General features: G+C 37.7%; 18 protein-coding genes and 1 other RNA gene. 14 read left to right on the top strand and 5 right to left on the bottom strand.

What is annotated here, in order from left to right:
- The first annotated feature begins 86 nt into the window (after positions 1 to 86).
- The 14 genes from A9G07_RS01500 to A9G07_RS01435 all read left to right on the top strand — a co-directional run bounded on the left by A9G07_RS01500 (position 87) and on the right by A9G07_RS01435 (position 15,491).
- Positions 87 to 2,030, top strand: a complete 1,944-nt coding sequence (locus A9G07_RS01500; RefSeq protein WP_065733746.1) for an exoribonuclease II — start codon at positions 87 to 89, stop codon at positions 2,028 to 2,030.
- Between the two features lie 192 nt (positions 2,031 to 2,222).
- Positions 2,223 to 2,462: a YecH family metal-binding protein gene (locus tag A9G07_RS01495; RefSeq protein WP_065563359.1), complete on the top strand. Its 240-nt coding sequence runs from the start codon at positions 2,223 to 2,225 to the stop codon at positions 2,460 to 2,462.
- A 166-nt stretch (positions 2,463 to 2,628) separates the two neighbouring features.
- Positions 2,629 to 3,285 (top strand): hypothetical protein, encoded by a 657-nt coding sequence (locus A9G07_RS01490; protein ID WP_065733745.1) that lies wholly within the window; start codon positions 2,629 to 2,631, stop codon positions 3,283 to 3,285.
- A gap of 19 nt (positions 3,286 to 3,304) precedes the next feature.
- Entirely contained in the window at positions 3,305 to 4,864 is a 1,560-nt protein-coding gene (locus A9G07_RS01485) for a glucan biosynthesis protein G (protein WP_081303317.1), read from the top strand.
- A 21-nt stretch (positions 4,865 to 4,885) separates the two neighbouring features.
- Positions 4,886 to 7,240, top strand: coding sequence for a glucans biosynthesis glucosyltransferase MdoH (gene mdoH, locus A9G07_RS01480; RefSeq protein WP_065733744.1), 2,355 nt, complete (start codon positions 4,886 to 4,888; stop codon positions 7,238 to 7,240).
- Positions 7,241 to 7,303: 63 nt separating this feature from the next.
- Positions 7,304 to 8,278 (top strand): elongation factor P--(R)-beta-lysine ligase, encoded by a 975-nt coding sequence (gene epmA / locus A9G07_RS01475; protein ID WP_065563355.1) that lies wholly within the window; start codon positions 7,304 to 7,306, stop codon positions 8,276 to 8,278.
- A 2-nt stretch (positions 8,279 to 8,280) separates the two neighbouring features.
- Entirely contained in the window at positions 8,281 to 9,639 is a 1,359-nt protein-coding gene (gene rmuC / locus A9G07_RS01470; RefSeq protein WP_065733743.1) for a DNA recombination protein RmuC, read from the top strand.
- A gap of 76 nt (positions 9,640 to 9,715) precedes the next feature.
- Positions 9,716 to 9,955 carry an exodeoxyribonuclease VII small subunit gene (gene xseB, locus A9G07_RS01465; protein ID WP_065563353.1) on the top strand — a complete coding sequence of 80 codons (240 nt, stop codon included), beginning with the start codon at positions 9,716 to 9,718 and terminating at the stop codon, positions 9,953 to 9,955.
- Positions 9,945 to 10,817, top strand: coding sequence for a (2E,6E)-farnesyl diphosphate synthase (ispA, locus tag A9G07_RS01460; protein WP_416380097.1), 873 nt, complete (start codon positions 9,945 to 9,947; stop codon positions 10,815 to 10,817). Before xseB ends, ispA begins: the two co-directional genes overlap by 11 nt.
- A gap of 15 nt (positions 10,818 to 10,832) precedes the next feature.
- A complete protein-coding gene (gene dxs / locus A9G07_RS01455) occupies positions 10,833 to 12,695 on the top strand; it encodes a 1-deoxy-D-xylulose-5-phosphate synthase (RefSeq protein ID WP_065734155.1) in 1,863 nt (620 codons plus the stop codon).
- Positions 12,696 to 12,702: 7 nt separating this feature from the next.
- On the top strand, positions 12,703 to 12,987 hold the full coding sequence (gene zapA, locus A9G07_RS01450) for a cell division protein ZapA (RefSeq protein ID WP_065563351.1): 285 nt from the start codon (positions 12,703 to 12,705) through the stop codon (positions 12,985 to 12,987).
- A 65-nt stretch (positions 12,988 to 13,052) separates the two neighbouring features.
- Positions 13,053 to 13,235: non-coding RNA, 6S RNA (gene ssrS / locus A9G07_RS01445), on the top strand.
- A 28-nt stretch (positions 13,236 to 13,263) separates the two neighbouring features.
- The gene (locus tag A9G07_RS01440) at positions 13,264 to 13,803 is read left to right on the top strand and encodes a 5-formyltetrahydrofolate cyclo-ligase (protein ID WP_065733741.1); all 540 of its coding nucleotides are present in this window, start codon (positions 13,264 to 13,266) and stop codon (positions 13,801 to 13,803) included.
- A gap of 227 nt (positions 13,804 to 14,030) precedes the next feature.
- On the top strand, positions 14,031 to 15,491 hold the full coding sequence (locus tag A9G07_RS01435; protein ID WP_065733740.1) for a catalase: 1,461 nt from the start codon (positions 14,031 to 14,033) through the stop codon (positions 15,489 to 15,491).
- A 328-nt stretch (positions 15,492 to 15,819) separates the two neighbouring features.
- Here the strand turns inward: A9G07_RS01435 and A9G07_RS01430 are convergent, their stop codons facing one another.
- From A9G07_RS01430 to A9G07_RS01410, 5 genes are all read right to left on the bottom strand, one after another.
- A complete protein-coding gene (locus A9G07_RS01430) occupies positions 15,820 to 16,437 on the bottom strand; it encodes a hypothetical protein (protein ID WP_065733739.1) in 618 nt (205 codons plus the stop codon).
- A 13-nt stretch (positions 16,438 to 16,450) separates the two neighbouring features.
- A complete protein-coding gene (gene rlmB / locus A9G07_RS01425; protein ID WP_065733738.1) occupies positions 16,451 to 17,197 on the bottom strand; it encodes a 23S rRNA (guanosine(2251)-2'-O)-methyltransferase RlmB in 747 nt (248 codons plus the stop codon).
- On the bottom strand, positions 17,198 to 19,600 hold the full coding sequence (gene rnr, locus A9G07_RS01420; RefSeq protein ID WP_065733737.1) for a ribonuclease R: 2,403 nt from the start codon (positions 19,598 to 19,600) through the stop codon (positions 17,198 to 17,200).
- A 356-nt stretch (positions 19,601 to 19,956) separates the two neighbouring features.
- Complete coding sequence (locus A9G07_RS01415; protein ID WP_065733736.1) at positions 19,957 to 21,270, bottom strand: hypothetical protein; 1,314 nt, start codon at positions 21,268 to 21,270, stop codon at positions 19,957 to 19,959.
- An 830-nt stretch (positions 21,271 to 22,100) separates the two neighbouring features.
- Positions 22,101 to 23,441 (bottom strand): hypothetical protein, encoded by a 1,341-nt coding sequence (locus tag A9G07_RS01410; protein ID WP_141677443.1) that lies wholly within the window; start codon positions 23,439 to 23,441, stop codon positions 22,101 to 22,103.
- Between the last annotated feature and the right edge of the window lie 786 nt (positions 23,442 to 24,227).

Here is a 24,227-nt window from a genome sequence, read left to right as displayed (position 1 = left end):
CGTCATCACTAATAAACAATTCAATAACCCCAAAAGCATAACTATGATAGAATTTAGTTCAAATTTTTCAATTAATATTAAAAACTATGTTTCAAAATAACCCGTTACTAGCCCAACTAAAAAAAGAATTATATGAACAAAAACCTCGTGTTGAAGGTATCGTCCGAGCGCATGAAAAAGGTTTTGGCTTTCTAAATGTTGACAACAAAACTGACTACTTTATTGCTGTTTCGAAAATGAAAATGGTTTGTCATGGTGATAAAGTTTCTGGCACTATTTCCACCATTAACGATAAAACATCATTTGAACCTGAAGTATTAATTGAAAGTAGTTTACAAAAATTTATTGGCAAAATTGGTTTTTTAGATAATGCGATGGTCATTTATCCCGAAAATATACCTGTCAATTTTGCCATTCGCTGTAAAGTTAATCCTGAAGTAAAGCAAAAATTAAAAGAAGGTGATTGGGTTGTTGCCACCTTACAATCTCATCCATTAGAAAAAAATAAAAATCATTTTCTTGCTGAAATAACAAAATTTATTGCCAGTGCTGATTCAATTTATCAACTATGGCTTAAAACTTTGGCTCGTTATAATTTAGAAGACAAAGCTCCGCAAGCTGAATCTTTAACAATTTCAGAGACTGAAAAAGAAAATCGTCAAGATTTAACGGATATTCAATTTTTTACAATTGACAGTGAAAATACCGAAGATATGGACGATGCGATTACCATTTCACAAGATGATATGGGTAATTATAACCTAATGATCGCCATCGCTGATCCAACCGCATATATTGAGCTAGATAGTGAAATCGACAATATCGCAAAAAACCGAAACTTTACCACCTATCTGCCCGACTTTAATATTCCAATGTTACCAAAACAGTTAGCGGACGATCTTTGTTCATTAAAAGCTAATCAAAAACGTCCAGCTATGGTTTGTAAAATTAAAATTGATAAAAATGGCGAATTTACGAATGATGATATCAGTTTTTTACCCGCATGGATTGAATCGAAAGCTAAGCTTTCTTACCACAATGTGTCTGAATTTTTAGAGAATCGTGGTGATTTAAATATCGATGACGCGGCAATAAAAAACCAACTAAAATTATTATCAGAATTGGCAAAAACACGGATAAATTGGCGTCAACAAAATGCGTTAGTTTTCAAAGTGAACAATGATTATCGATTTATCCTTGATAATAATCGTCAAGTAAAAACAATCATCAAAGAATCACGTGGCATCGGCAATAATATTGTTGAAGAAGTGATGATTATCGCTAATTTAGCGCTCACCATGTATTTGAAAGAAAAAGTAGGTACTGGCGTATTTAACACTCATTCAGGCTTTGATACCAAATACATTGAACAAATATTAAAAATATTAGCGGACAATGGCATTACAGATTTTGATAAAGAATCACTTACTTCATTTGAAGGCTATATTAAATTCCGCCGATTAAGTGATGATAATGACTTCTTATCAACACGATTAAGAAAGTTCCAAACACCTGCTGATTTCTCTATAAAACCAGAACCTCACTTTGGTTTAGGATTTGATGCTTATGCAACATGGACTTCACCAATTCGAAAATATGGTGATATGATAAACCATCGTATACTTAAAGCCTCGCTTAAAGCAGAAGCCTTAACAGCTCCATCCAACGAACAATTAGAGAGCATGGCTGATAGACGTAAAAAATTACGTTTAGCTGAGCGTGATATTGCCGAAAACCTTTATTGTCAATATTTATCTAATAAAATAGGAAAAGCGTTCGCAGCGGAAATATTAGATATCAACCGTGGCGGTGCGAGAGTTCGTTTAAATGATATTGGCGCATTAGCATTTTTACCACTGTCAATGATTCATGCCGTACGCGATGAAATATCAACTAGTCCGGATGAAGGGCTAATTAAAATTAAAGGCGAAACTGCATACAAAATTGCTGATTTGATCACTGTTAAAATTCATGAAATTAAAATGGAAAATCTATCGGTTATTGTAAAACTCAATGAATCTAACACTTAAATTTCCTAGTCAATTTAATCAGTTACAAACTATGATTAATAACCCTGATAATTATCAGGGTTAAGCTAAAAAATATTAATAATATTTTTAACATTTATCCTCTTTTTTTTAATAATAATATCTGCTATCTTTCACCGCTCAAAAAAATAAAAAATAAAGCTAGTTTAAACTGCTATATGGAGAGGAAAAAAGATGTCAATTCACGGCCACGAAGTGTTACAAATGATGGATGGGAATGATTATACTGAATCATCTTTACTTGAAGCCATACACAAAAAATTCGGTACCGAGGCTAAATTTCATACCTGTTCCAACTCCGATATGAATGCCGAGCAACTTATTGCCTTTTTAAAAGCAAAAGGAAAATTTAAGCCGGCTTCAATTGATGATTCACAATTTACCGTCGATGTTCGAAAAATATGTCGACATTAATAAAAACTTACAAAAGAATAATAAATGCGTTTTTATAAATTTAATGTAATCATCTAGTGTTTTTAAAAGAATAAGAGTATATAATTTCGCGCTACGGCTCCACTAAAAAGTGTAAGTTGCTCATCCTGAAATTACAACTCAAGAATATGTTCGTGGAATTTGATATATGAAAATAAGTAATATCCTTACATGCGCCATTGTCTCTATTCTTGCCGTAGGCTGTGTAAAAAACAATACGTCTTCAACCGATGGTAAAACTGAAGTTGATCAGTTAGCGATTTTAAAGCAACAATCTGAACAAAATAATTCGTTTGTTGTGGACGCAAAAAAACAATTACTTCAACTCGTTGGAGACAAACACTTTGACAGCTATATAACCAAACACGGTATTTTAAACTGTAAAGGTGACAGCAACCAATCTTCCTGTGTGCTTAATTTTTATCTCAAAGAATTCTACAAGCTAAAATATGACATTCAACTTAAAAGAGTCGTCGAGGAAAACCAAGCTGAACATAATCTTGAGTTGAAAAAAATCACACCAACTGATGGTAATGTTAAAAATTACTGTCAATGGTCAGCAGATTTTATTGAAGCAGTTTATACCAATGATATCAATAATATAACCCAAAGTTATCAAACTTTATTTAAGATGTCAGTGCAAGATTTGGCCGCTTTAAAAGCTAAAATTCTCAAAGATAACTACTCTCACTTTTTGATTGATGAAAACCCAAGTATTCTTCAAGAGATGAGAAGCGACTTTATGGAAAAATGCTTAAGTAGCCCTAAAGACAATATTATCAATTACAACAATATTTTTAGATAATACTCAAGTGAGTCTTTTTATGTACAATTTATTACCTATTAGTCGATTTAGTGAAACATTAACTTGCAAGATAGTTTGTATCGCATCTTTATCTTGTTTAAGTTTTTCTTCATGGGCTTTTACATTTAACGATGTTGTGACACAAGCAGAAAAACTATCAAAAAAAGCTTATGTCCAACCATCTAAAAATATTCCTAGTGAATTATCGTCACTACAATTTGCCGATTATCAAAAGATTTATTTTAAGCATGATAAAGCATATTGGAGCGATCGCAAAAGTCGTTTCAAACTCGAATTTTATCATGAAGGCATGTATTTTGATGTACCTGTCAAAATTAATGAGATTGTAAACAATCAAGTTAATGAAATTAAATTTAGCCCAGATTACTTCGATTTAAGTCCTATTAATTTAGATAAGTTAGATACTAAAAAACTAGGCTTTGCTGGATTTAAAGTGCACTATCCAATCAATAACCCAGCAAAAACCGACGATGAAATATTTACCGCACTAGGTGGTAGCTATTTCCGTGCTGTTGGTAAAAATCAGCATTATGGTCTTTCAGCGCGAGGGCTTGCGATTGATACAGGCGAAATGTCTGGCGAAGAGTTTCCACGTTTTAAAGAGTATTGGATTGAACGCCCAGAACCAAATCAAAAACATTTAGTCATTTATGCCCTACTTGATTCTAAAAGTGTAACAGGGGCTTACAAAATTACCTTAATCCCAAGTGTTGATACTACTATTACTGTAGAAGCCAAAGTATTCTTCCGTGATTCAGTTAAAAAACTTGGTGTGGCACCATTGACTAGTATGTTCTTATTTGGCCCTAACCAACCATCACCACTATTAAACTATCGTCCAGCAATGCACGATTCTAATGGACTTTCAATCCAGGCCAAAAATGAGTGGATTTGGCGTCCATTAAATAATCCTAAACGCTTATCTTTTTCATCATATAGTTTAGAAAGCCCTAAAGCATTTGGTTTAATCCAACGTGACAAAGGTTTTGATGACTATCAAGATCTCGACGACCATTACGAACTTCGTCCAAGTGTATGGGTTGAAATATTGAATGATTGGCATAAAGGTCGAGTTGAATTGGTTGAAATCCCCACCGCAGATGAAACCAACGACAACATCGTTACCTACTGGGTACCCGAAAAACAATATAAAGCTGGTGATGTGTTAGATGTTAAATATCGATTACATTATTCACTCAACGAACAACAACGTTATCCAAAAAATGAAGCTAGAGCAGAAAGTACGCGCTTATCATTAGGTGATATAAAACAAGCAAACTTAATACGTAAACTTGATGGTTCTAATGCTTATGTTGTGGATTTTGTTGGTCCAAACTTATCAGAGCAAGACCCAGTTGACGTTATTTCAAGTATTAATAATGGTTCAATAGTTAGCTGTGATACACAATACAACTCTGTAACAAAAGGTTGGCGAGTGCTAGTGCGATTCAACGTTGAAGATAACAAAAAACCAACTGACATTCGCCTTCAATTATCGTCGAAAAAATCACATACGATCGTGTCCGAAACTTGGAGCGGACAATTTCCGGCTCAATGATCTTAATAATAAGCACATAACATGAAAAAAGATTATTTCGAAAACCTATCTGACGCCGAATATTGGCGTCAGAAATCGGAAGACTTGCCAAACGATAAACTCGAATTTCTAAAATATCGACTCAATCAAGTTGGCAAAACTGATCATTTTAATGATGAAAGAAAACAACAACCAACTTATCCAAAAGTTGAGCGTGTTTCGGTTCAACCACAAATTTGGAATGAACGTTATAGTCCTCAATCCAAACCTGGTCTGAATATCATCGCACTTATTCGTCGTTTAATTATGTTTGTGCTTATTGCCATACAAACTTATTACGGCACAACTTACTTATCAACCTTATTACCTTATCAAAGCTGGCAACAAATCAATTTTATGGCAAATTGGGATATTAACCCAGAACTTGCCATTTACAGCATCATTCCTTATATCATACAAGGTTTTATCATTGCCTTATTTGCTATCCTATTTTGTTGGATTTCAATAGGATTTTGGACTAGCATCATGGGGCTTATTTTGGCGGTGATCAAAAAAGATCGCTACACTATTGCCATCCCCAATGATCCTGCTAACCACATTGACGCCAAACATCGTACTGCATTAGTCATGCCAATTTGTAATGAAGATGTTTCACGGGTATTTGCAGGGCTAGAAGCAACTTATGAATCGCTAGTTGAGACAGGACATGCGCAGTGTTGTGATTTTTATATTCTAAGCGACACCAATGATCCCGATCTCTATGTCAATGAATTAAAAGCATGGGCTGAATTTAACGCTAAAAAAGCTGACAATGGTTGTAATATCTTTTATCGCCACCGTAAGCGTCGCGTAAAACGTAAAAGTGGTAACATCGATGACTTCTGCCGTCGTTGGGGGCACCAATATGAATACATGATGATTCTTGATGCCGACAGTATTATGACCGGTGATTGTATCTTAAAAATGATCGCAATGATGGAAATGAATCCAAAAGCAGGTATTTTACAGTCTCCGCCTAAATCGGTCAGAATGACAACCTTATATGGTCGTATTCAACAATTTGCCAATCAAATATACAGTGATATTTTTTGCTCAGGTACTCACTTCTGGCAATTAAGTGAAGCCCAATATTGGGGTCACAATGCTATGATTCGCCTAAAACCATTTATTGAGCACTGTATTTTATCGCCATTACAAAAACGTAAAGGCCCTATTCATATCTTATCGCACGATTTAGTTGAAGCGACGTTAATGCGTCGTGCGGGTTATGGCGTATGGATTGCGTATGATATGAATGGTAGTTATGAAGAGCTACCAGGAAACATGATAGAAGATCTCAAACGCGATAATCGCTGGTGTATGGGTAATTTGATTAATTTGCGATTAATCTTTAAAAGTGGAATTACTTTAACTCACCGTGTGATGTTTTTAACCAGTGGTATGGCTTACATCTCGTCACTATTGTGGTTAATCTTCTTGATCTTCTCAACACTCTTATTATTAGTGTTCAATATATCTGAACCACAATACTTCTTCCAACCTAACCAATTTTATCCAACGTGGCCAAAGTGGGATGAACAATTAGCTATTCAATTACTTTCAACCACAATGGTATTACTTTTTGCACCTAAACTGTTTAGTTATGGCATTATTATTGCTCGAACAGGTGCAAAAGATGTGGGTGGAATATTCAAATTATCATTATCGATTTTAATTGAAATGGTATGGTCGATGATCCTTGCACCAATCCGCATGATCTTCCACAGCAAGTTTGTGGTTAAAGCATGGCTGGGTAGCAAAATTCAATGGAAATCACCAGCAAGAAACGATGATGCCTTAACTTGGGGGGAATCATTCTACTTCTGTTGGCCATTATCGCTACTAGGCATAGTTTGGTTATGTGTGATTATTTGGTTAAATCCTCAATTTACTTATTGGTATATAGCGATATTAATTCCATTAACCATTTCACCATTAGTTGTCCGTATTTCTGGCTTATCAAGTATTGGTATGAAAGCCAAAAAAGCAGGGTTATTCTTAACACCAGAAGAAACCCATCCGTCGCGAGCAGTAAAACTAACTGGTGACTATTTAGTCCAAACCGAAGCTGCTTTTATTGAACATGGCTTTATTATGGCGCTTGTCGATCCTATTTATAATGCGTTAACCTGTGCATTATCGACTTCTCGTCATTTACCTAACTCAAAAAATCAGCAGTTGCGAAAACAACTTATTGAGTATTATCAACAAGTGGATTTAGAAAAAATTAGTAAAGAACAACAATTAGCGATCTTAGAAGATCCAATTATTCTTTCTGCACTTCATCGCCATATCTGGCATCAACAAGAAAAATACGACAATTTGTTCACATTGTGGCAAAATGAATGCCAGCAATAAGAAATAGGGCTTAATGCCCTATTTCGTCTTTTAGAAATTAATCAATATGCATGGATATTTTTTATGACTTGGCAACCTACTGCATCTATTAATAATTTACTTAAGCGCGCTAAAATTGTATCTAAAGTAAGACAGTTTTTTGCTGACCGCTGTATTTTGGAAGTGGAAACCCCGACCCTAAGTCAATATGCGGTAACCGATGTACATCTTAGTTCATTTCATACCTTATTTTTAAAACCTGGTGAAAACGATGAACAACAAGGGCGAAAAATGTCATTAATCACTAGCCCTGAATATCATATGAAACGGTTATTAGCTGCTGGAAGTGGACCGATTTATCAAATCTGTAAATGTTTTCGCAATCATGAAGAAGTAAGCCGTTATCATAACCCTGAATTTACAATGCTCGAATGGTATCGTATTCAATTTGATATGATGCAAATGATCAACGAAGTCGATGATCTACTGCAAAGCATCCTAGATTGTGAACCTGCGGAACGAATCTCTTACCAAAAGGCATTCCAACGTCATCTTAATATTGACCCACTAGAAGCTGATCACGCAACTTTAGTTGAAGCTATCAAACAACTAAATATTGAACTCAATACTGATGATTATGATCGCGACACCTTATTACAATGTTTATTTAGTTTTGGCGTTGAACCGCATATTGGACAAGAAAAACCTATCGCTGTTTATAACTTCCCTGCCTCACAGGCAGCTTTAGCAGCGATCAGTTCAGAAGATCATCGTGTAGCAAGCCGTTTTGAGTTTTATTACAAAGGGGTTGAACTAGCTAATGGATTTAAAGAACTCACCAATCCGCAAGAACAAAAGATGCGTTTTGAACAAAATAATATTGATCGAGCAAATCAAAACTTACCACCACAAAACATCGATATTGAATTAATCGCGGCTATGGAAGCGGGTTTACCCGATTGTGCAGGTGTTGCCGTTGGGCTTGACCGCTTAATTATGTTGGCACTTGATGCAATGAATTTAGATGATGTGATTTCATTCACGTTTGAAAGGGCTTAATCATGTTAGGAAGTTTAGGCTTAAGTGAATGGGCAGTAGTCATTATTGTAATTATTGCCATTATCGCCTTACTAATTGCCATGCTAAAAGCGCAATTTAAAGCGAATAACCTACATGCCATATATGATTTACAACTTAATCAAAGAAATAAAGAAAATCAGTCATTAATGGCAAATATCACTCAATTAGAACAAGAGTTGAGCCAATACCAACAACAAAATGTTGCTCAAAATATCAAAATTAGTGAATTAAAAACGCGCTTAGAAGAGATTATCAATGCCGCTCATGAAAAACAGACAGTTTTAGAACAAAGCGAGCAACGATTAACCACGCAATTTGAAAACTTAGCCAATCGAATTTTTGAGCACAGTGGCAAAAAAATTGAGCAACAAAATAAACAAAGCTTAGAGTTTTTACTCTCACCACTTAAACAACAATTAGAGGGCTTTAAAAAGCAAGTTCAAGATAGCTTTGGTCAAGAAGCCAAAGAACGCCATACCCTAACTCACGAAATTCGCAACTTGCAACAGCTCAACGAACTCATGACGAAAGAAGCCACCAATTTAACCAATGCGTTAAAAGGCAATAACAAAACCCAAGGTAATTGGGGTGAATTTATTCTTAGTCAAATATTGGATAATTCCGGATTGCGTCAAGGTTACGAATATCACACTCAAGTTAATCTAACTAATGAAGATAACCGACGTCTACAACCAGATGTAATTGTTCACTTACCCCAAGGCGGTGATGTAGTCATCGATTCCAAAGTCACCTTAGTTGCTTATGAACGTTATTATAATAGTGATGACGAAGAGATAAAAACTAGAGCCATTGCTGATCATTTAATTGCTGTGCGTAATCACTTAAAACAACTTAGTCAAAAAGATTACCATAAACTAAATGGCATTCAATCATTAGACTACATTCTAATGTTCATTCCTGTCGAACCGGCATTTTTATCCGCCATCGATCAAGATCCATCATTAATCAATGATGCATTAAAAAGTAACATCATGATTGTTAGCCCAACTACCCTATTGGTTGCCTTGCGAACTATTCATAATTTATGGCGTTTTGAATACCAAAATCGTAATGCCGAGCTTATTGCTGATAGAGCCAGCAAACTATATGACAAAGTACGTGGATTTATCGAAGATATGGAAAATCTAGGCAACTGTTTGGATAAAGCCCAACAAACCTATCAAAACTCAATGAACAAACTCTCGAAAGGGCGTGGTAACGTGATTGGTCAAATAGAACGATTTAGGGAATTAGGGATTGAAGTAAAAAAACCAATTAATCCGGATATAGCTCAACTATCAGTTGATGAACTTGAAAATGAAAAAGAACAGCTTAGTTAAATTGTTAACTAAAACATCTTAATTCACCATCATAAAAAATACGTGTATACTCATTTGGTATAAGAAGGAGTACGATATGTCAAACAATAATGAAGTCAGTTTCGAAGAAACCATCAAGCAACTTGAAGCAATTGTCACTCAACTTGAAAATGGCGATTTACCATTAGATGAAGCACTAAATGAATTCGAAAAAGGCATCAAACTAGCTCGTTCTGGTCAAAAACAACTTAATGAAGCTGAGCAACGCATCCAAATTTTATTATCTGAAAATAGTGATGCACAATTATCTGAATTTTCCATTGATAATAATGAATAGCCTAAAACCATTACAAGAACGTATTGATAACTATCTAACAACATATATTTCGCAGTTTGCACCATCTAATTTGCAACAAGCGATGAGTTACAGCCTGCTTGCTGGTGGCAAGCGAATACGCCCTATTCTGGTCTATTTAACCGGACAAATGTTTAATTGTCCGCTAACCAAACTCGATTCAGTTGCTGCTGCCATTGAATCGATGCATACCTACTCATTAATTCATGATGACTTACCCGCAATGGATGATGATAATCTAAGGCGAGGAAAACCAACCTGCCACATAAAATTTGGCCAAGCACAAGCCATCCTCGCTGGTGATGCACTACAATCACTAGCATTCAGCCTATTATCCGAAAACCAACAAATCAGCAACCAAAGCAAAATAAAAATGATTACTGAACTAGCAAGTGCAAGTGGCCTTGCTGGAATGTGCTTAGGTCAATCACTGGATTTACAAGCAGAACACCAAACAGTCACGTTGGAACACTTACAAACTATCCATAACTATAAAACTGGCGCCTTAATTCAAGCGGCAGTAAGGCTCGGTGCTTATTCATGCGATGAGGTATCTCAACCCTATTACCCAATGTTAGACAACTATGCTAAAGCAATCGGACTAGCATTCCAGATACAAGATGACATATTAGACGTCATTGGTGAACAAGAGCTGATGGGTAAACCACAAGGCTCTGATCTTAAGCTAGAAAAAAGCACTTATCCAGCATTGATGGGTTTACAAAATGCCATCGAAATGACACACAAGTTATATCAACAAGCTATCGATAGTCTGACGCAAATACCTTATAATAGCCAACCATTACAAGACCTTGCTGGTTTTATTATTAATCGAAATAGTTAACTAAATAACTAGATGATAAAAATGAATTTAAACAAATATCCTCTATTAAAGCAAATCAATTCACCTGCGGATCTTAGGCGATATCCGCTCGCACAATTGCCAGCAATTAGTCAGGAACTACGACAATTTTTATTAGACAGTGTCAGCCAATCTAGTGGTCATTTAGCTTCAGGTCTTGGTGTGGTCGAATTAACAGTCGCGTTGCATTACGTCTATCAGACACCATTTGACAAAATTATATGGGACGTAGGTCATCAAGCTTATCCACATAAAATTCTAACGGGTCGACGCGATCAGATGCTAACTATTCGCCAAAAAGGGGGATTACACCCGTTTCCTCACCGAAATGAAAGTGAATATGATGTATTAACAACAGGACATTCATCAACCTCAATAAGTGCAGCGCTGGGTATTGCCATCGCAGAGCAAAAAAAACAGTCAGGTAAAAAAGTCGCCGCTATTATTGGTGATGGGGCCTTAACTGCTGGTATGGCATTTGAAGCGATGAACCATGCTGGGCACATAAAACCAGATATGCTAGTTATCGTTAATGACAACGATATGTCCATTTCAGAAAACACAGGTGCACTTAATCAACACTTGGCACAAATATTATCAAGCAAAGCCTACACCTCACTTCGTGAAAGTGGCAAAAAAGTGCTTTCCAATATTCCACCATTAAAAGAACTATTCAAAAAAACGGAAGAGCACCTAAAAGGCTTAGTCACTCCGGCTATTTTATTTGAGGAATTAGGTTTTAACTATATTGGTCCTGTTGATGGACATGATATTGAAACATTAGTTGCCACCTTACAAAAAGTCAGACAACTAAAAGGCCCACAATTACTGCATATTATCACCCAGAAAGGAAAAGGTTATGCTCCAGCCGAGCAAAACCCAACCTTATGGCACGGCGTTCCTAAATTTAATCCAAATGAAGGAATATTACCTAGCACAAATAAAATTACCCCAACTTATTCCAAAATCTTTGGTGACTGGCTATGTGAAATAGCAGAGCAAGACAAACGCCTAATGGCAATCACGCCAGCCATGAGCGAAGGTTCTGGCATGACTGAATTTGCTAAACGATTTCCAGATCAATTCTTTGATGTCGCCATTGCTGAACAACATGCAGTCACATTAGCTGCCGGCTTTGCTATTAGCGAATTAAAACCAGTGGTTGCTATCTACTCAACCTTTTTGCAACGAGCTTACGATCAAGTCATTCATGATATTGCCATCCAAAACTTACCGGTTTTATTTGCGATAGACCGCGCGGGCATTGTGGGGGCTGATGGTGAAACCCACCAAGGTGCGTTCGATCTAAGCTTTTTACGCTGTATTCCAAACTTAGTCATCATGACCCCAAGTGACGAAAACGAATGCCGACAAATGCTCTACACAGGCTATTTACATGATGGACCAGCATTAGTACGCTACCCTCGAGGCGAAGGCACTGGCGCACATTTAGATCCACTAAAAACAATACCATTAGGACAATCAAAATGCTGCCGGCAGGGCGAAGAGATCGCTTTACTCAATTTTGGCACACTATTACCTGAAGTTTTACAAGTAGCCGAACAAATAAATGCTACAGTGATAGATATGCGTTTTGTAAAACCACTTGATGAAAAAGTCCTTTTGCACATTAGCCAAAGCCATAATATACTGGTCACCATCGAAGAAAACAGCATCAAAGGTGGAGCAGGAAGCGCTGTTAATGAATTTTTGTTATCGAAAAAAATAAAATGTGATATTTTAAATATCGGATTGCCTGATATTTTTATCCCGCAAGGCTCACAGCAAGAAATGCGCGATGAAGTCGGATTAAACGCTAAACATATAATCGACAAAATTAATAAATTTATCAAACTATAGGTTAAATATGGAAAATCAAGCTGTCACCGTTCAGATTTTTGGGCGAACGTTAAAATTTAATTGTCCAGTCGATGAAGTTGACGCACTTACAAATGCAGCTAAAGATTTAGATGCGCGATTAACAAATTTACGAGAAAAATCCCCCCAAGTTGGAAGCGATCAACTTATCATGACTGCTGCATTGAATATCTCTTACGAACTAACGAAAGAAAAAGAAAAAAGCGATGAATTTGCAAATCGACTAAAAATGCTACAGCAATTACTTGATTCCGCATTAAATACTAACAATTAGTTAGATGAAATGTAAATAAACCACAAAGACTATTGTATGATTTTCTAAATTTTGTATCATAGTAAACATCTCTGAGATGTTCGCGATATGGGTTAGTCCCCTGAGCCGATAATCTTTAATTTAGAATGGTGTGATTTTTAATTGGTGTGTATGCCTAATTAACTTAGGAAACCTAAAAATTAAAACATGCTATTCACCTTGAACCTCGGGTTCAAGGGTTACGCCCCTAACGGCATCTTGGAGTCTTTATTCCTTCTCTCTTTCAAATAAAAACTTATGGACATTCGGCAAACTATACGTCAAAAAAGACGTGAATTATCTCAGGCACAACGCGACAGCGCACAAGCCATAATCTACCAAAAAATAAAAGACCATCCAGCCGTCAGCCAAGCACAACATATTGCAATATTCTTATCATTTGATGGAGAAGTCGATACTAAACCGATTATTGAATATCTATGGCAACAAAATAAATCGGTCTATTTACCTGTCCCAATTGCTGAACATAAACTAATCTTCTTAAATTACACCCCAAATACACCACTAGTAAAAAATAGCTTTGGTATCTTAGAACCAGTAATCGATAAAACTAAAATCATAGATATTGAACAACTTGATATCATCTTTACGCCACTTGTGGCTTTTGATGACCGAGGATTTCGTATTGGTATGGGCGGTGGCTATTATGATCGCTTGCTTGAAAACTACCAACAACAGCAAATTTATCCTATTGGGCTAGCATTTGCCTGCCAAAAAGTTGATCATGTTGATAATCAGCATTGGGATGTTAAATTACCGGAAATCATTTATGCTTAATCTGGTTAAGGACCCATTTTTATATTCACTATCGCTCATTACTAGATTAAAAAATAATAAATTTGTTTTTCTACAATTAATAGCCAATTTAGTTATATAATAAATCGAGCAATATCTTTTTTTACACGCATCACCGTCTTTATCTTATTCCTTAGTAAATTAGTTTTTCAATAAAATCAATCACAACTCTTTAACTATAAAGTTACAATCTAATAAGGAGTATTGCAATGTCAGAAAAAAAAGAACTCACCACCAATAATGGTGCCCCTATTGCCGACAATCAAAACTCTCGCACTGCTGGCCCTCGTGGACCGGTATTGATTGACGACTATCAATTAATCGAAAAACTCGCTCAGTTTAACCGTGAAAATATCCCGGAAAGACGAGTCCATGCCAAAGGCTCTGGCGCACACGGAACATTTACCGTCACCAATGACATTACTCAATATAGCTATGCCAGCATTTTTGCCGAAGTTGGCAAACAAACTCCCGTTTTTGCTCGATTTTCAACTGTTGGCGGTGAACGTGGTTCATCTGACACGGCACGTGATCCACGTGGATTTTCAGTAAAATTTTACACAGATCAAGGTAACTGGGATATCGTCGGTAATAACACGCCAGTATTTTTTATTCGTGATGCAATCAAATTCCCAGACTTTATCCACACCCAAAAACGCGATCCTAAGACCAACTTAAAAGATCCGCAAATGATGTGGGACTTTTTCTCTTTATCGCCAGAATCACTTCATCAAGTAACAATTCTCTTTTCTGACCGAGGCATTCCAGACGGATTTCGACATATGCATGGTTTTGGTAGCCATACTTATAGTTTAATCAATAAAGATAATGTACGAACTTGGGTAAAATGGCATTTTAGAACAGAACAAGGCATTAAAAATATTCATCCTAAAAAAGCCGCAGAACTCGACGGAAGCAACCCTGATTCAGCGCAAGAAGATCTCTTTAATGCCATTGAACAAGGTAACTACCCTAAATGGCGACTTTATATACAAGTGATGAGTGAAGAACAAGCCAATAACCATCCAGAAAACCCATTTGATGTCACTAAAGTTTGGTCGCAAAAACAGTTTCCGCTTATTGAAGTCGGTGTTATGGAGCTTAACCGTAATCCGGAAAACTATTTTGCTGAAGTAGAACAATCCGCATTTGAACCAAGTAATATTGTACCTGGTATTGGTTTATCACCGGATAAAATGTTACAAGGGCGAATTTTTGCATATGCTGATGCGCACCGTTATCGTATCGGTACAAACTACCAACAATTACCAATCAATGCACCTAAATGTCCAGTACACAATTATCAACGTGACGGAGCTATGCGCTTTTATACACCGGATAATGCACCAAACTATGAACCAAATAGTGTTGATAGTGCACCTAAACAACAACCGCAGTATGCTGAGCCACCGATGCATGTCCCTGCCGGCACAATGGATAAACACGATCATCGTGTTGATGGTGATTACTATTCGCACCCACGTGCATTATTTAATTTAATGCGTCCAGATCAAAAACAACTGCTGATTGATAATATTGTCACTTCAATGAAAAACGTCGATCGTGATATTCAAATTAGACAGCTTAAACACTTCTATAAAGTCCATCCCGATTATGGTTCAGGTGTAGCAAAAGGGTTAGGTGTTGAAGTTGATCTAATCAAAAGCTAAGAAGCAAAATAATCGTGCCGACACCATTGTGTCGGCATTGACCTTTATCTTAATAGAAATAAGTGTTAATACCTTTACTATCTCTCCTCACATAATTGTTAGACTTTGTCGAACTTATCGGGCTGATTAGTTATGACAAAAAGAATTGAATTGTATAAATGCAAAATTCAAGCAGTGAGAGGAATTTGCTGTGGGTATTTTTGCAAAGATAAATTGCAAAATTGTTGGTAATAAATAGTGCTATTTAAGGAAGGAAGTAAATTAAGTTAACAAAATTGATTGATTGAGTGAATCGATATTACAGCTTCAACTCAATCAATCGTTAAAGTTAGCGCTTTTTGCGACGGTCAATTGCAGCCATTAAAGGACGATGACACTTATAAATCATATCCGGTGGCAGCATAATTAATTCCGCTAATGGCGCTGTCCAATCAGGGATTTGCGTATTTTCTGGGTGTTTAGGATCGATGGGAGTATCAACATTATAAAGCTCAGTGTTAGCATATAACGCTTCTTTTTTAGCTACATCAACATCATCACTATCGCCTAGCATTTTGCAATTATCTAATAACTCATTCGCAAATTGTTCCGGCCAATCTTCGGCAAAATGCCTAAATTTAGCTAAACCTGAAATATGTCTTAACATATCACGAAACAGCAATAAATAAACCATCTGAACGTTCCGTCCGGACAAATTAGCCAACTGCTCATCTGATAAAGTATTATTGATAACTGCAGGACCCCATTTAAAAAACAGCGTGTCTCTATACACCTTAATTACACGTTTAAGAGGACGGTATTTCAATTTAACTAAATTATCAATCTCACGCGATAATTGCATTGTCGGATATCCGACACGATTACGACCATTCAAATCTCGCTCAGACAGCGCCGGAGCATTTTTTTCTTTATTCCCTGATAAAAGCTTTTTCAAAAATCCTAACATACTATAACTCTAACTATTTATTTTTTTGTCTAACAATCTCAAATAAGCAAACGCCTGTTGCAACAGACACATTAAGCGAAGAAACAATACCAGCCATCGGTATACTGACTAACTCATCACAATGCTCTTTGGTTAATCGACGCATCCCCTCACCTTCTGCCCCCATCACTAAGGCCAATGCTGTTGAATTTTTATAAAAGTCAGTTTGGTAAAGTGTGCTGGTTGCTTCACCGGCGGTACCCACAATCCAAACTTGATATTCATCTTGTAACATACGCATAGTGCGCGCCAGATTGGTGACTCTAACCACTGGCACGCTTTCAGCCGCGCCACATGCAACTTTCTGAGCGGTTGAATTAAGTGGTGCAGAACGATCTTTAGGTACAACAATAAAGCTCACACCAGCGGCATCAGCAGTACGAATACAAGCACCTAAATTATGTGGATCAGTCACACCATCTAAAATTAAAATAATCGGATTGGAATTTTGCTCCATTAATAATGGAATATCATTTTCCTGATAACCACGGCTTGGTTTAACCATCGCCAAAATACCTTGATGAACGCCATTTTTCGTTTTTTCATCTAAATACTGCCTATTGGTCACTTTTACGGCTAAACCCAACTGCTCCAACTCACGAACAAGGGCATTAAGGCGCTTATCTTCTCGGCCTTTAACGATAAAAACTTCAATAATTCTTTCTGGTGCACGCGCTAACAAAGCTTCAATCGCGTGGATACCGTAAACTGTTTCACTCATCTATTTTTTACTCTTTTTTCTCTGATTGCTTGAGGTCGATGCTGATTTAGACGTTTTTTTAGCAGCTGTTTTTGGCTTACTGCGTTTTTTACTCTTTGCGACAACCTTTGCGCTCGTTTTTTTACTATTAGCTTGGCTTTTATTTTTGCGCTTAACTGGCAGTTCAGCATCACTATCGACTTTCTTCGCCTTATCTTTGGCTGTCTTACCTTGGCGTTGTGGCTTATTATTACTGCCAACCAATGAAAAATCAATTTTACGCTCGTCAGGATTAACATTAACGACTGATACTTGAACTTTGTCACCTAAACGATAAATAAAACGGGTATTTTCACCAATTAAACGATTACGTGATGCATCAAAAATATAATAATCATTTTCGAGTGAAGAAACGTGCACTAAACCATCAATAAATAGATCATCTAATCGCACAAAAAAACCGAAATTAACAACGCTCGAAATAGTGCCATTGAATACCTCGCCGACATGATCTTGCATATAATCACATTTCAACCAATCAACGACATCACGAACCGCTTCGTCCGCTCGGCGCTCAGTCATTGAACAGTGTTCACCAAAATAGAGCATCTCGCTAGTCGTATAACGGTGCCCGCCGGTTTTATCATGTTGTTTACTATGTTGCTGATCAGCTATAACCCATTTAATCGCACGATGCAATAACAGATCAGGATAACGACGAATTGGCGATGTAAAGTGCGCATACTCCTCAAGTGCTAACCCAAAGTGCCCACGATTTTCAGGATCGTAAATTGCTTGCTTCATTGAGCGCAAAATGACCGTTTGCAACATCTCATGATCAGGTCTTGCTTCAACCTCAACCATCAACTTAGCGATATCTTTTGGACTGGTACCCTTGCCGAGAGACAAACCAAGTTCACTTAAAATACTGCGTAAATTATTTATGCGATCTTCATCCGGTTTATCATGTACACGAAATAGCGATGGAATCTCAGCATCAATCACCAATTTTGCTGCGGCAACATTGGCTAAAATCATACACTCCTCAATGATCTTATGCGCTTCATTTCGCTGAACTAACTCAATGCTCTCAATGCGTTTATCAGCATTGAAGATGAATTTAGGCTCTTCCGACTCAAACCCGATTGCGCCACGGGCAATTCGAGCACTATTAAGCACCTTATAAAGACCATAAAGATTCTCAAGGTGAGGAACCAACTCACGATAATGCTCACGCAAATCCTTATCACCTTCCAAAATCTTAGCTACCTTGGTATAAGTTAAACGCGCGTGTGAATTCATCACCGCTTCATAAAATTGATAACCGGTCAAACGCCCCTTATTCGACACGGTCATTTCGCACACTAAACACAAGCGATCAACTTGTGGATTGAGCGAACAAAGGCCATTGGATAAAACTTCCGGCAACATCGGAACCACGCGCGACGGAAAATAGACTGAAGTCCCACGCAAACAAGCTTCTTTATCAAGCGCCTTACCGGTTCGTACATAATAGCTCACATCAGCAATCGCTACCCACAAACGATAACCACCACCACGATTCTTTTGACAATAGACCGCATCATCAAAATCTCGTGCATCTTCACCATCAATGGTTACTAACGGCAAATCACGTAGATCCTTACGGCCTTTCTTAGCGCTTTCAGGCACTTGCTCACTAAACTTGTTAGCCGCGTTTTCAACCGCTTTTGGAAATTCATAAGGGATCTCATGATTACGTAATGAAATATCGATGGCTAAATTCGTGCCCATTATTTCGCCAAGCACTTCCTTAATCACTCCGACCGCTTTTTGGCGTCGTTCAGGTCTTTGCTGCAATTCAACCACAACAACTGAGCCCATTCTAACCGTACGATTTGGCTTGCCAGCGATTAAAATATCAAAATTCAAACGGCTATCATCCGGCACCACAAAACCAACGCCTTGCTCAATAAAATAACGACCAACAATCAGATTAGTACGCGGCTCTAGAATCCGCACCACTCGCGCTTCAGTCTTACCACGGTATTGACTACCGATTGGCTGAGCCAAAATAACATCGCCTTGTAAAACCTTTTTCATCTGCTCGTGTGACAAAAAATAGTCTTCCGGCTTACCTTCAACCCGTAAAAAGCCATAGCCATCACGATGTGCAATAACACTGCCCTTAACCATATCGAATTTTTCAGGTAAGGCATAACATTTACGACGCGTGTAAACCACCTGACCATCACGTTCCATCGCTCGCAATCGGCGATGTAAAGCCTCTTTTTGCTCGTCAGATTTGATTGATACGGCTTTAGCTATTTTTTCTAAACTGGCTGGTTTTGCTTCTTTGGTAAGATAATCCAAAATCAGTTCACGACTGGCGATCGGCGATTCATACTTTTTCGCCTCACGATCATAAAATGGATCTTTTATCATATAGAACGTCCTGTGATCGAATGTTGCGTTAAGGATAACATAGAGTTGTATAACTTAAAATGGAGATTGCTTTTTGGAACTTTAAAAAAAGGGTTACTTAATGTTTTAGGGGATGAAAAGTGGGTTGTTCGGCTTTGTATCGTTACAAAAACCCCGCTCCTCAACTTTTTTTGCGATAAAATCACCTCAAAAATAAACCCGCCGAGGCGGGTAATTGAAGCGTAGCTAAGCCACAAAATCGCTTTTTTTATGGCTAAACGACGTTGACTCCTTGAGTCAGCTTACTTTTAATCACCTAATACTATTTTTTATCACTCCAACCCCCGCCCTAAGGATTAAGGACGAAGAAATAAGAACTAAGGATGGGAGCAAAGTCCGTAGTCGACGTTGTAGGGGTAGTACCAACTCACGACACCGTTGTTTGTGGGCACGATAAACTGGATACTACCACTCGGGTCACTAGTCCAGTACCAACCGTAGCGGAAGCCAACGCCTGAATAATCATACAGACGACCCCACTCAGTGACAAAACCAGAACCAATTCTACGTTGGTAATAATTACCAGATGAGGATGGGGTGGCGCCAGAGATAGCAGGAGATTCTGTACGAACCGCGTTGGTTAAATCCTTTACATTAACAAGACGATAACCAATACTATTACACCAAGATAAGGTATTAGAATAATTTGCCTTCACAGAACCACGGTTCACGAACCACTGCTTCAAAGTAAAACCATATTTAACGACAGCATTACCTCGACTATCTCGACCGACCAACTCGAAAGTCTGAGGCAAAGTAGGTTTAGAAATAGGAATAGGACTGGATGAATTAATCTGGGATTCGGTAGCGTAAGGACCAGTTAAAGTGACACGAACGCTTGTAGCAGTAGGATTAGACATAGTAGCAGTGATACCACCCTGAGAAACAGGAGACCAAAACAATGGCTGACTACTACCAGTAATGAGTAAATCAAAGTACAGTTTGTTAGCACCAGTTGTAGGAAAGTTTCTACCGTAAAGTGACGGGTCTGTTTCTTGAGTGAGAAAACCCTTAGCCGGGTCCCACATTGAAGCAGGGCCAGCAAAATCACCTGTACCAAAAGTCAAATTAGGTCTGGCAAAACAAACCACAGGCGAAGCCTTAGGATTGACGTAATAAGTCACATTACGGGCACTGAAAGTACTACGATTAGGAACGCCGTAACGAGTCGATAATGTACCGTCAGTACTAGATAACTTAATCCTATAAGGTGCGTTACAATTTGTTAGCTCGGAATTACGTGATACAGGTCGATTGTTTTTATCGACGATAGATAAACTTAAAGAACCTGTAGCACTAACGCCAGAATCACCATCATCATCACCCCAATAATTATTAGGAGGACCGATAAGTGTACTTAAATCGACTGAATTTGTATTAGTTGGGACGAACATACGAATATCAGCAAAACTCTGACCCACAACCGGCAAGGAGATTGGAGTTGTAGATGATGAATTGTTAGAAGGCGTGTAATTAGCTCCGTTAGATAGCGTAATCCCAAGCAGACCGTTAGCATCAACTGCACGAGTACGACCACCGTCGAAAGTCAGATAAGGTGCACTACCCTGTATCGCATTCCTAGTTGTCTGTGAAGTTAATGCATGACTGGAAAAAGGAAGGAAAAAGACCACGAAAAAAACAATCTGCCGGGATAATTCGGAAAAATCGAAGGATCGAAAACAGGATCCGAAAAAGGATCGAGAAAAGGATCTGAAAATGGATCCGGAAAACGATCGGAAAAACGTTCGAAAAGAGGATCGCGGAAGCGATCGCGCGAAAATTCGCAGAATTTCACTTGATTGAGTAGAAAAATAAGTTTCAGTGAAAAATTTAAACTGGGTGCTGGACTTAGACGAATTTAAAAGATAGGTTGGCCAGGTTGCCTGTTGCCTGTTGCCTGTTGAAAATTATAATGCATTTTAGACTACCTTGTCAAGTAATTTTTTGATTTATTTGTAATTTTATACTTTTCTGTCAAATTTTAGCCTTTTAGCTAAAACCGTGTAAAAAGTATAGTGATTGGAAAAACACGATGCAACACTTTTTTTCGCTCAATTATATTAACTTTTGTAAACATGATCTAAAAAGGATCTGGAAGTTAATTGGTTAATCATTGTTTTAATTAAGCATATCGTCATTACAAATCTTTAAAATTAGAACAATTGATCCTTGAAAATTTTATTTTAGGGCTTTGAATTAGAAATTTAGTGATTTCGATATTTTAATAATTTTTAAGTGAAATTTAAAACCCCAAAAACCCCGCTCCTCAACTTTTTTTGCAATAAAAAAACTCAAAAATAAACCCGCCGAGACGGGTAATTCAAACGTCGCTTAGCCGCAAAATCGCTTTTTTTATGGCTAAACGACGTTGACTCTTCGAGTCAGCTTGCTTTTAATCACCTAATACTATTTTTTATCACCCCCACCCCCGGCCTAAGGATTAAGGACGAAGAAATAAAAACTAAGGATGGGAGCAAAGTCCGTAGTAGTCGCGGTAGGTGTAGTCCCAAACCACGCTACCGTCGCCTGTGTCCACGATAAACTGGTCACTACCAGTCGGGTCACTAGTCCAGTACCAATTGCTGCTGAAGCCAACGCCTGAATAACCAGACAGACGACCCCACTCAGCTAAAAAACTAGAACCTATATGACGCATGTAAAACCTACCAGGTGAGGAAGGGGTGGCGCCGATGGATATAGGGTTACCATTCCAACCACGAGATGCATTAGTTAAATCCTTTACGCGAGGCACTTGATAACCAAGACTATTACACCAAGATAAGGTATTAGAAAGAGTGTCCTCCTTAGAACCTCGGTTCACGAACCACTGCTTCAATGTAAAACCATATTTGACGACTGGAGTACCATTACTATCACGACCGACCAACTCGAAGGTCTGAGGCAAAGAAATAGTGGAAAGAGGACCAGGATTGGCTGAACTAATCTGGGATGGAGTAGCGTAAGGACCCGTTAAAGTAACGCGTACGCTTGTAGCAGTAGAATTAGACATTGTGACTGTGATACCACCATGAGAAACTGGAGACCAAGACAATGGCTGACTACTACCACTAATATCTAAATCAAAGTACAATCCATTAAGACCAGTTGTAGGAAAGTTTCTACCGTAAAGTGACGGGTCAGTTGACTGAGGGATAAAACCTTTATAAGGGTCCCATATCGAAGCTGGGCCTTGGAAATCCACACCCCAACCATTCTCATTAGGCTTACCATACAATAAGCTAGGCCGAGCAAAACAAACCACAGGCGAAGCCTTAGGATTGACGTAATAAGTCTCACTACGGGCACTGAAAGTACTACGATTAGGAAATCCGTAACGAGTAGATAATGTACCGTCAGAACTGGATAACGTAACCTTATAAGGTGCATTACAAATTGTTGGAACGGTACTACGTGATACCGATTCATTGTTTTTATCGACGATAGATAAACTTAAAGAACCTGTAGCAGTAACGTCAGCATCACCATCATCATCACCCCAATAATTATTAGGAGGACCGATAAGTGAACTCAAAGCGACTGAATTAGTATCAGTAGGAACGAACATACCAATATCAGCAAAACTCTGACCCTCAACGGGCAAGACGATTGGGGTTGTAGATGATGAATTGTTAGAAGGCGTGTAATTAGCTCCGTTAGATAGCGTAATCCCAAGCAGACCGTTAGCATCGACCGCACGTGTACGACCACCGTCGAAAGTCAAATAAGGAGGAGTACCCTGTATCTGATTTGCTGTTGTCTGTGATGTCAATGCGTGACCCGAAAAAGGAAGGAAAAAGACCACGAAAAAAACAATCTGCCGGGATAATTGGGAAAAGGATCGAAAACAGGATCCGAAAAAGGATCGCGAAAAGGATCTGAAAATGGATCCGGAAAACGATCGGAAAAAAGATCGAGAAGAGGATCGCGGAAGCGATCGCGCGAAAATTCGCAGAATTTCACTTGATTGAGTAGAAAAATAAGTTTCAGTGAAAAATTTAAACTGGGTGCTGGACTTAGACGAATTTAAAAGATAGGTTGGCCAGGTTGCCTGTTGCCTGTTGCCTGTTGAAAATTATAATGCATTTTAGACTACCCTGTCAAGTAATTTTTTGATTAATTTACAATTTTATGCTTTTCTGTCAAATTTTAGCCTATTAGCTAAAACCGTGTAAAAAGTATAGTGATTGGAAAAACACGATGCAACACTTTTTTTCGCTCATTTACGTTAACTTTTGTAAATAGGATCTAAAAATGATCTAATTTATAATTTATTAACTATTGTTTTAATTAAATATATCTCGATTACAAATCTTTGGAATTAGCGTGATTGATCCTCAAAAATTTTATTTTTGGGCTTTGAATTAGAAATTCAGTGATTTGGATCATTTAATAATTTTTAAGTAAAATTTAAAACCTCAAAAACCCCGTTCCTCAACTTTTTTGCTAAAAAACACATCAAAAATAAACCCGCCTAAGCGGGTAATTCAAACGTAGCTTAGCCGCAAAATCGCTTTTTTTATGGCTAAACGACGTTGACTCTTCGAGTCAGCTTGCTTTTAATCACCTAATACTATTTTTTATCACCCCC

The organism is Gilliamella sp. wkB72 (genome assembly GCF_001693745.1).
In the GTDB taxonomy this organism is placed as follows: Bacteria; Pseudomonadota; Gammaproteobacteria; order Enterobacterales; family Orbaceae; genus Gilliamella; species Gilliamella apicola_E.
The sequence above is the reverse complement of the archived record's forward strand: the minus strand, read 5'-3'. Positions and strand labels throughout refer to the sequence as shown.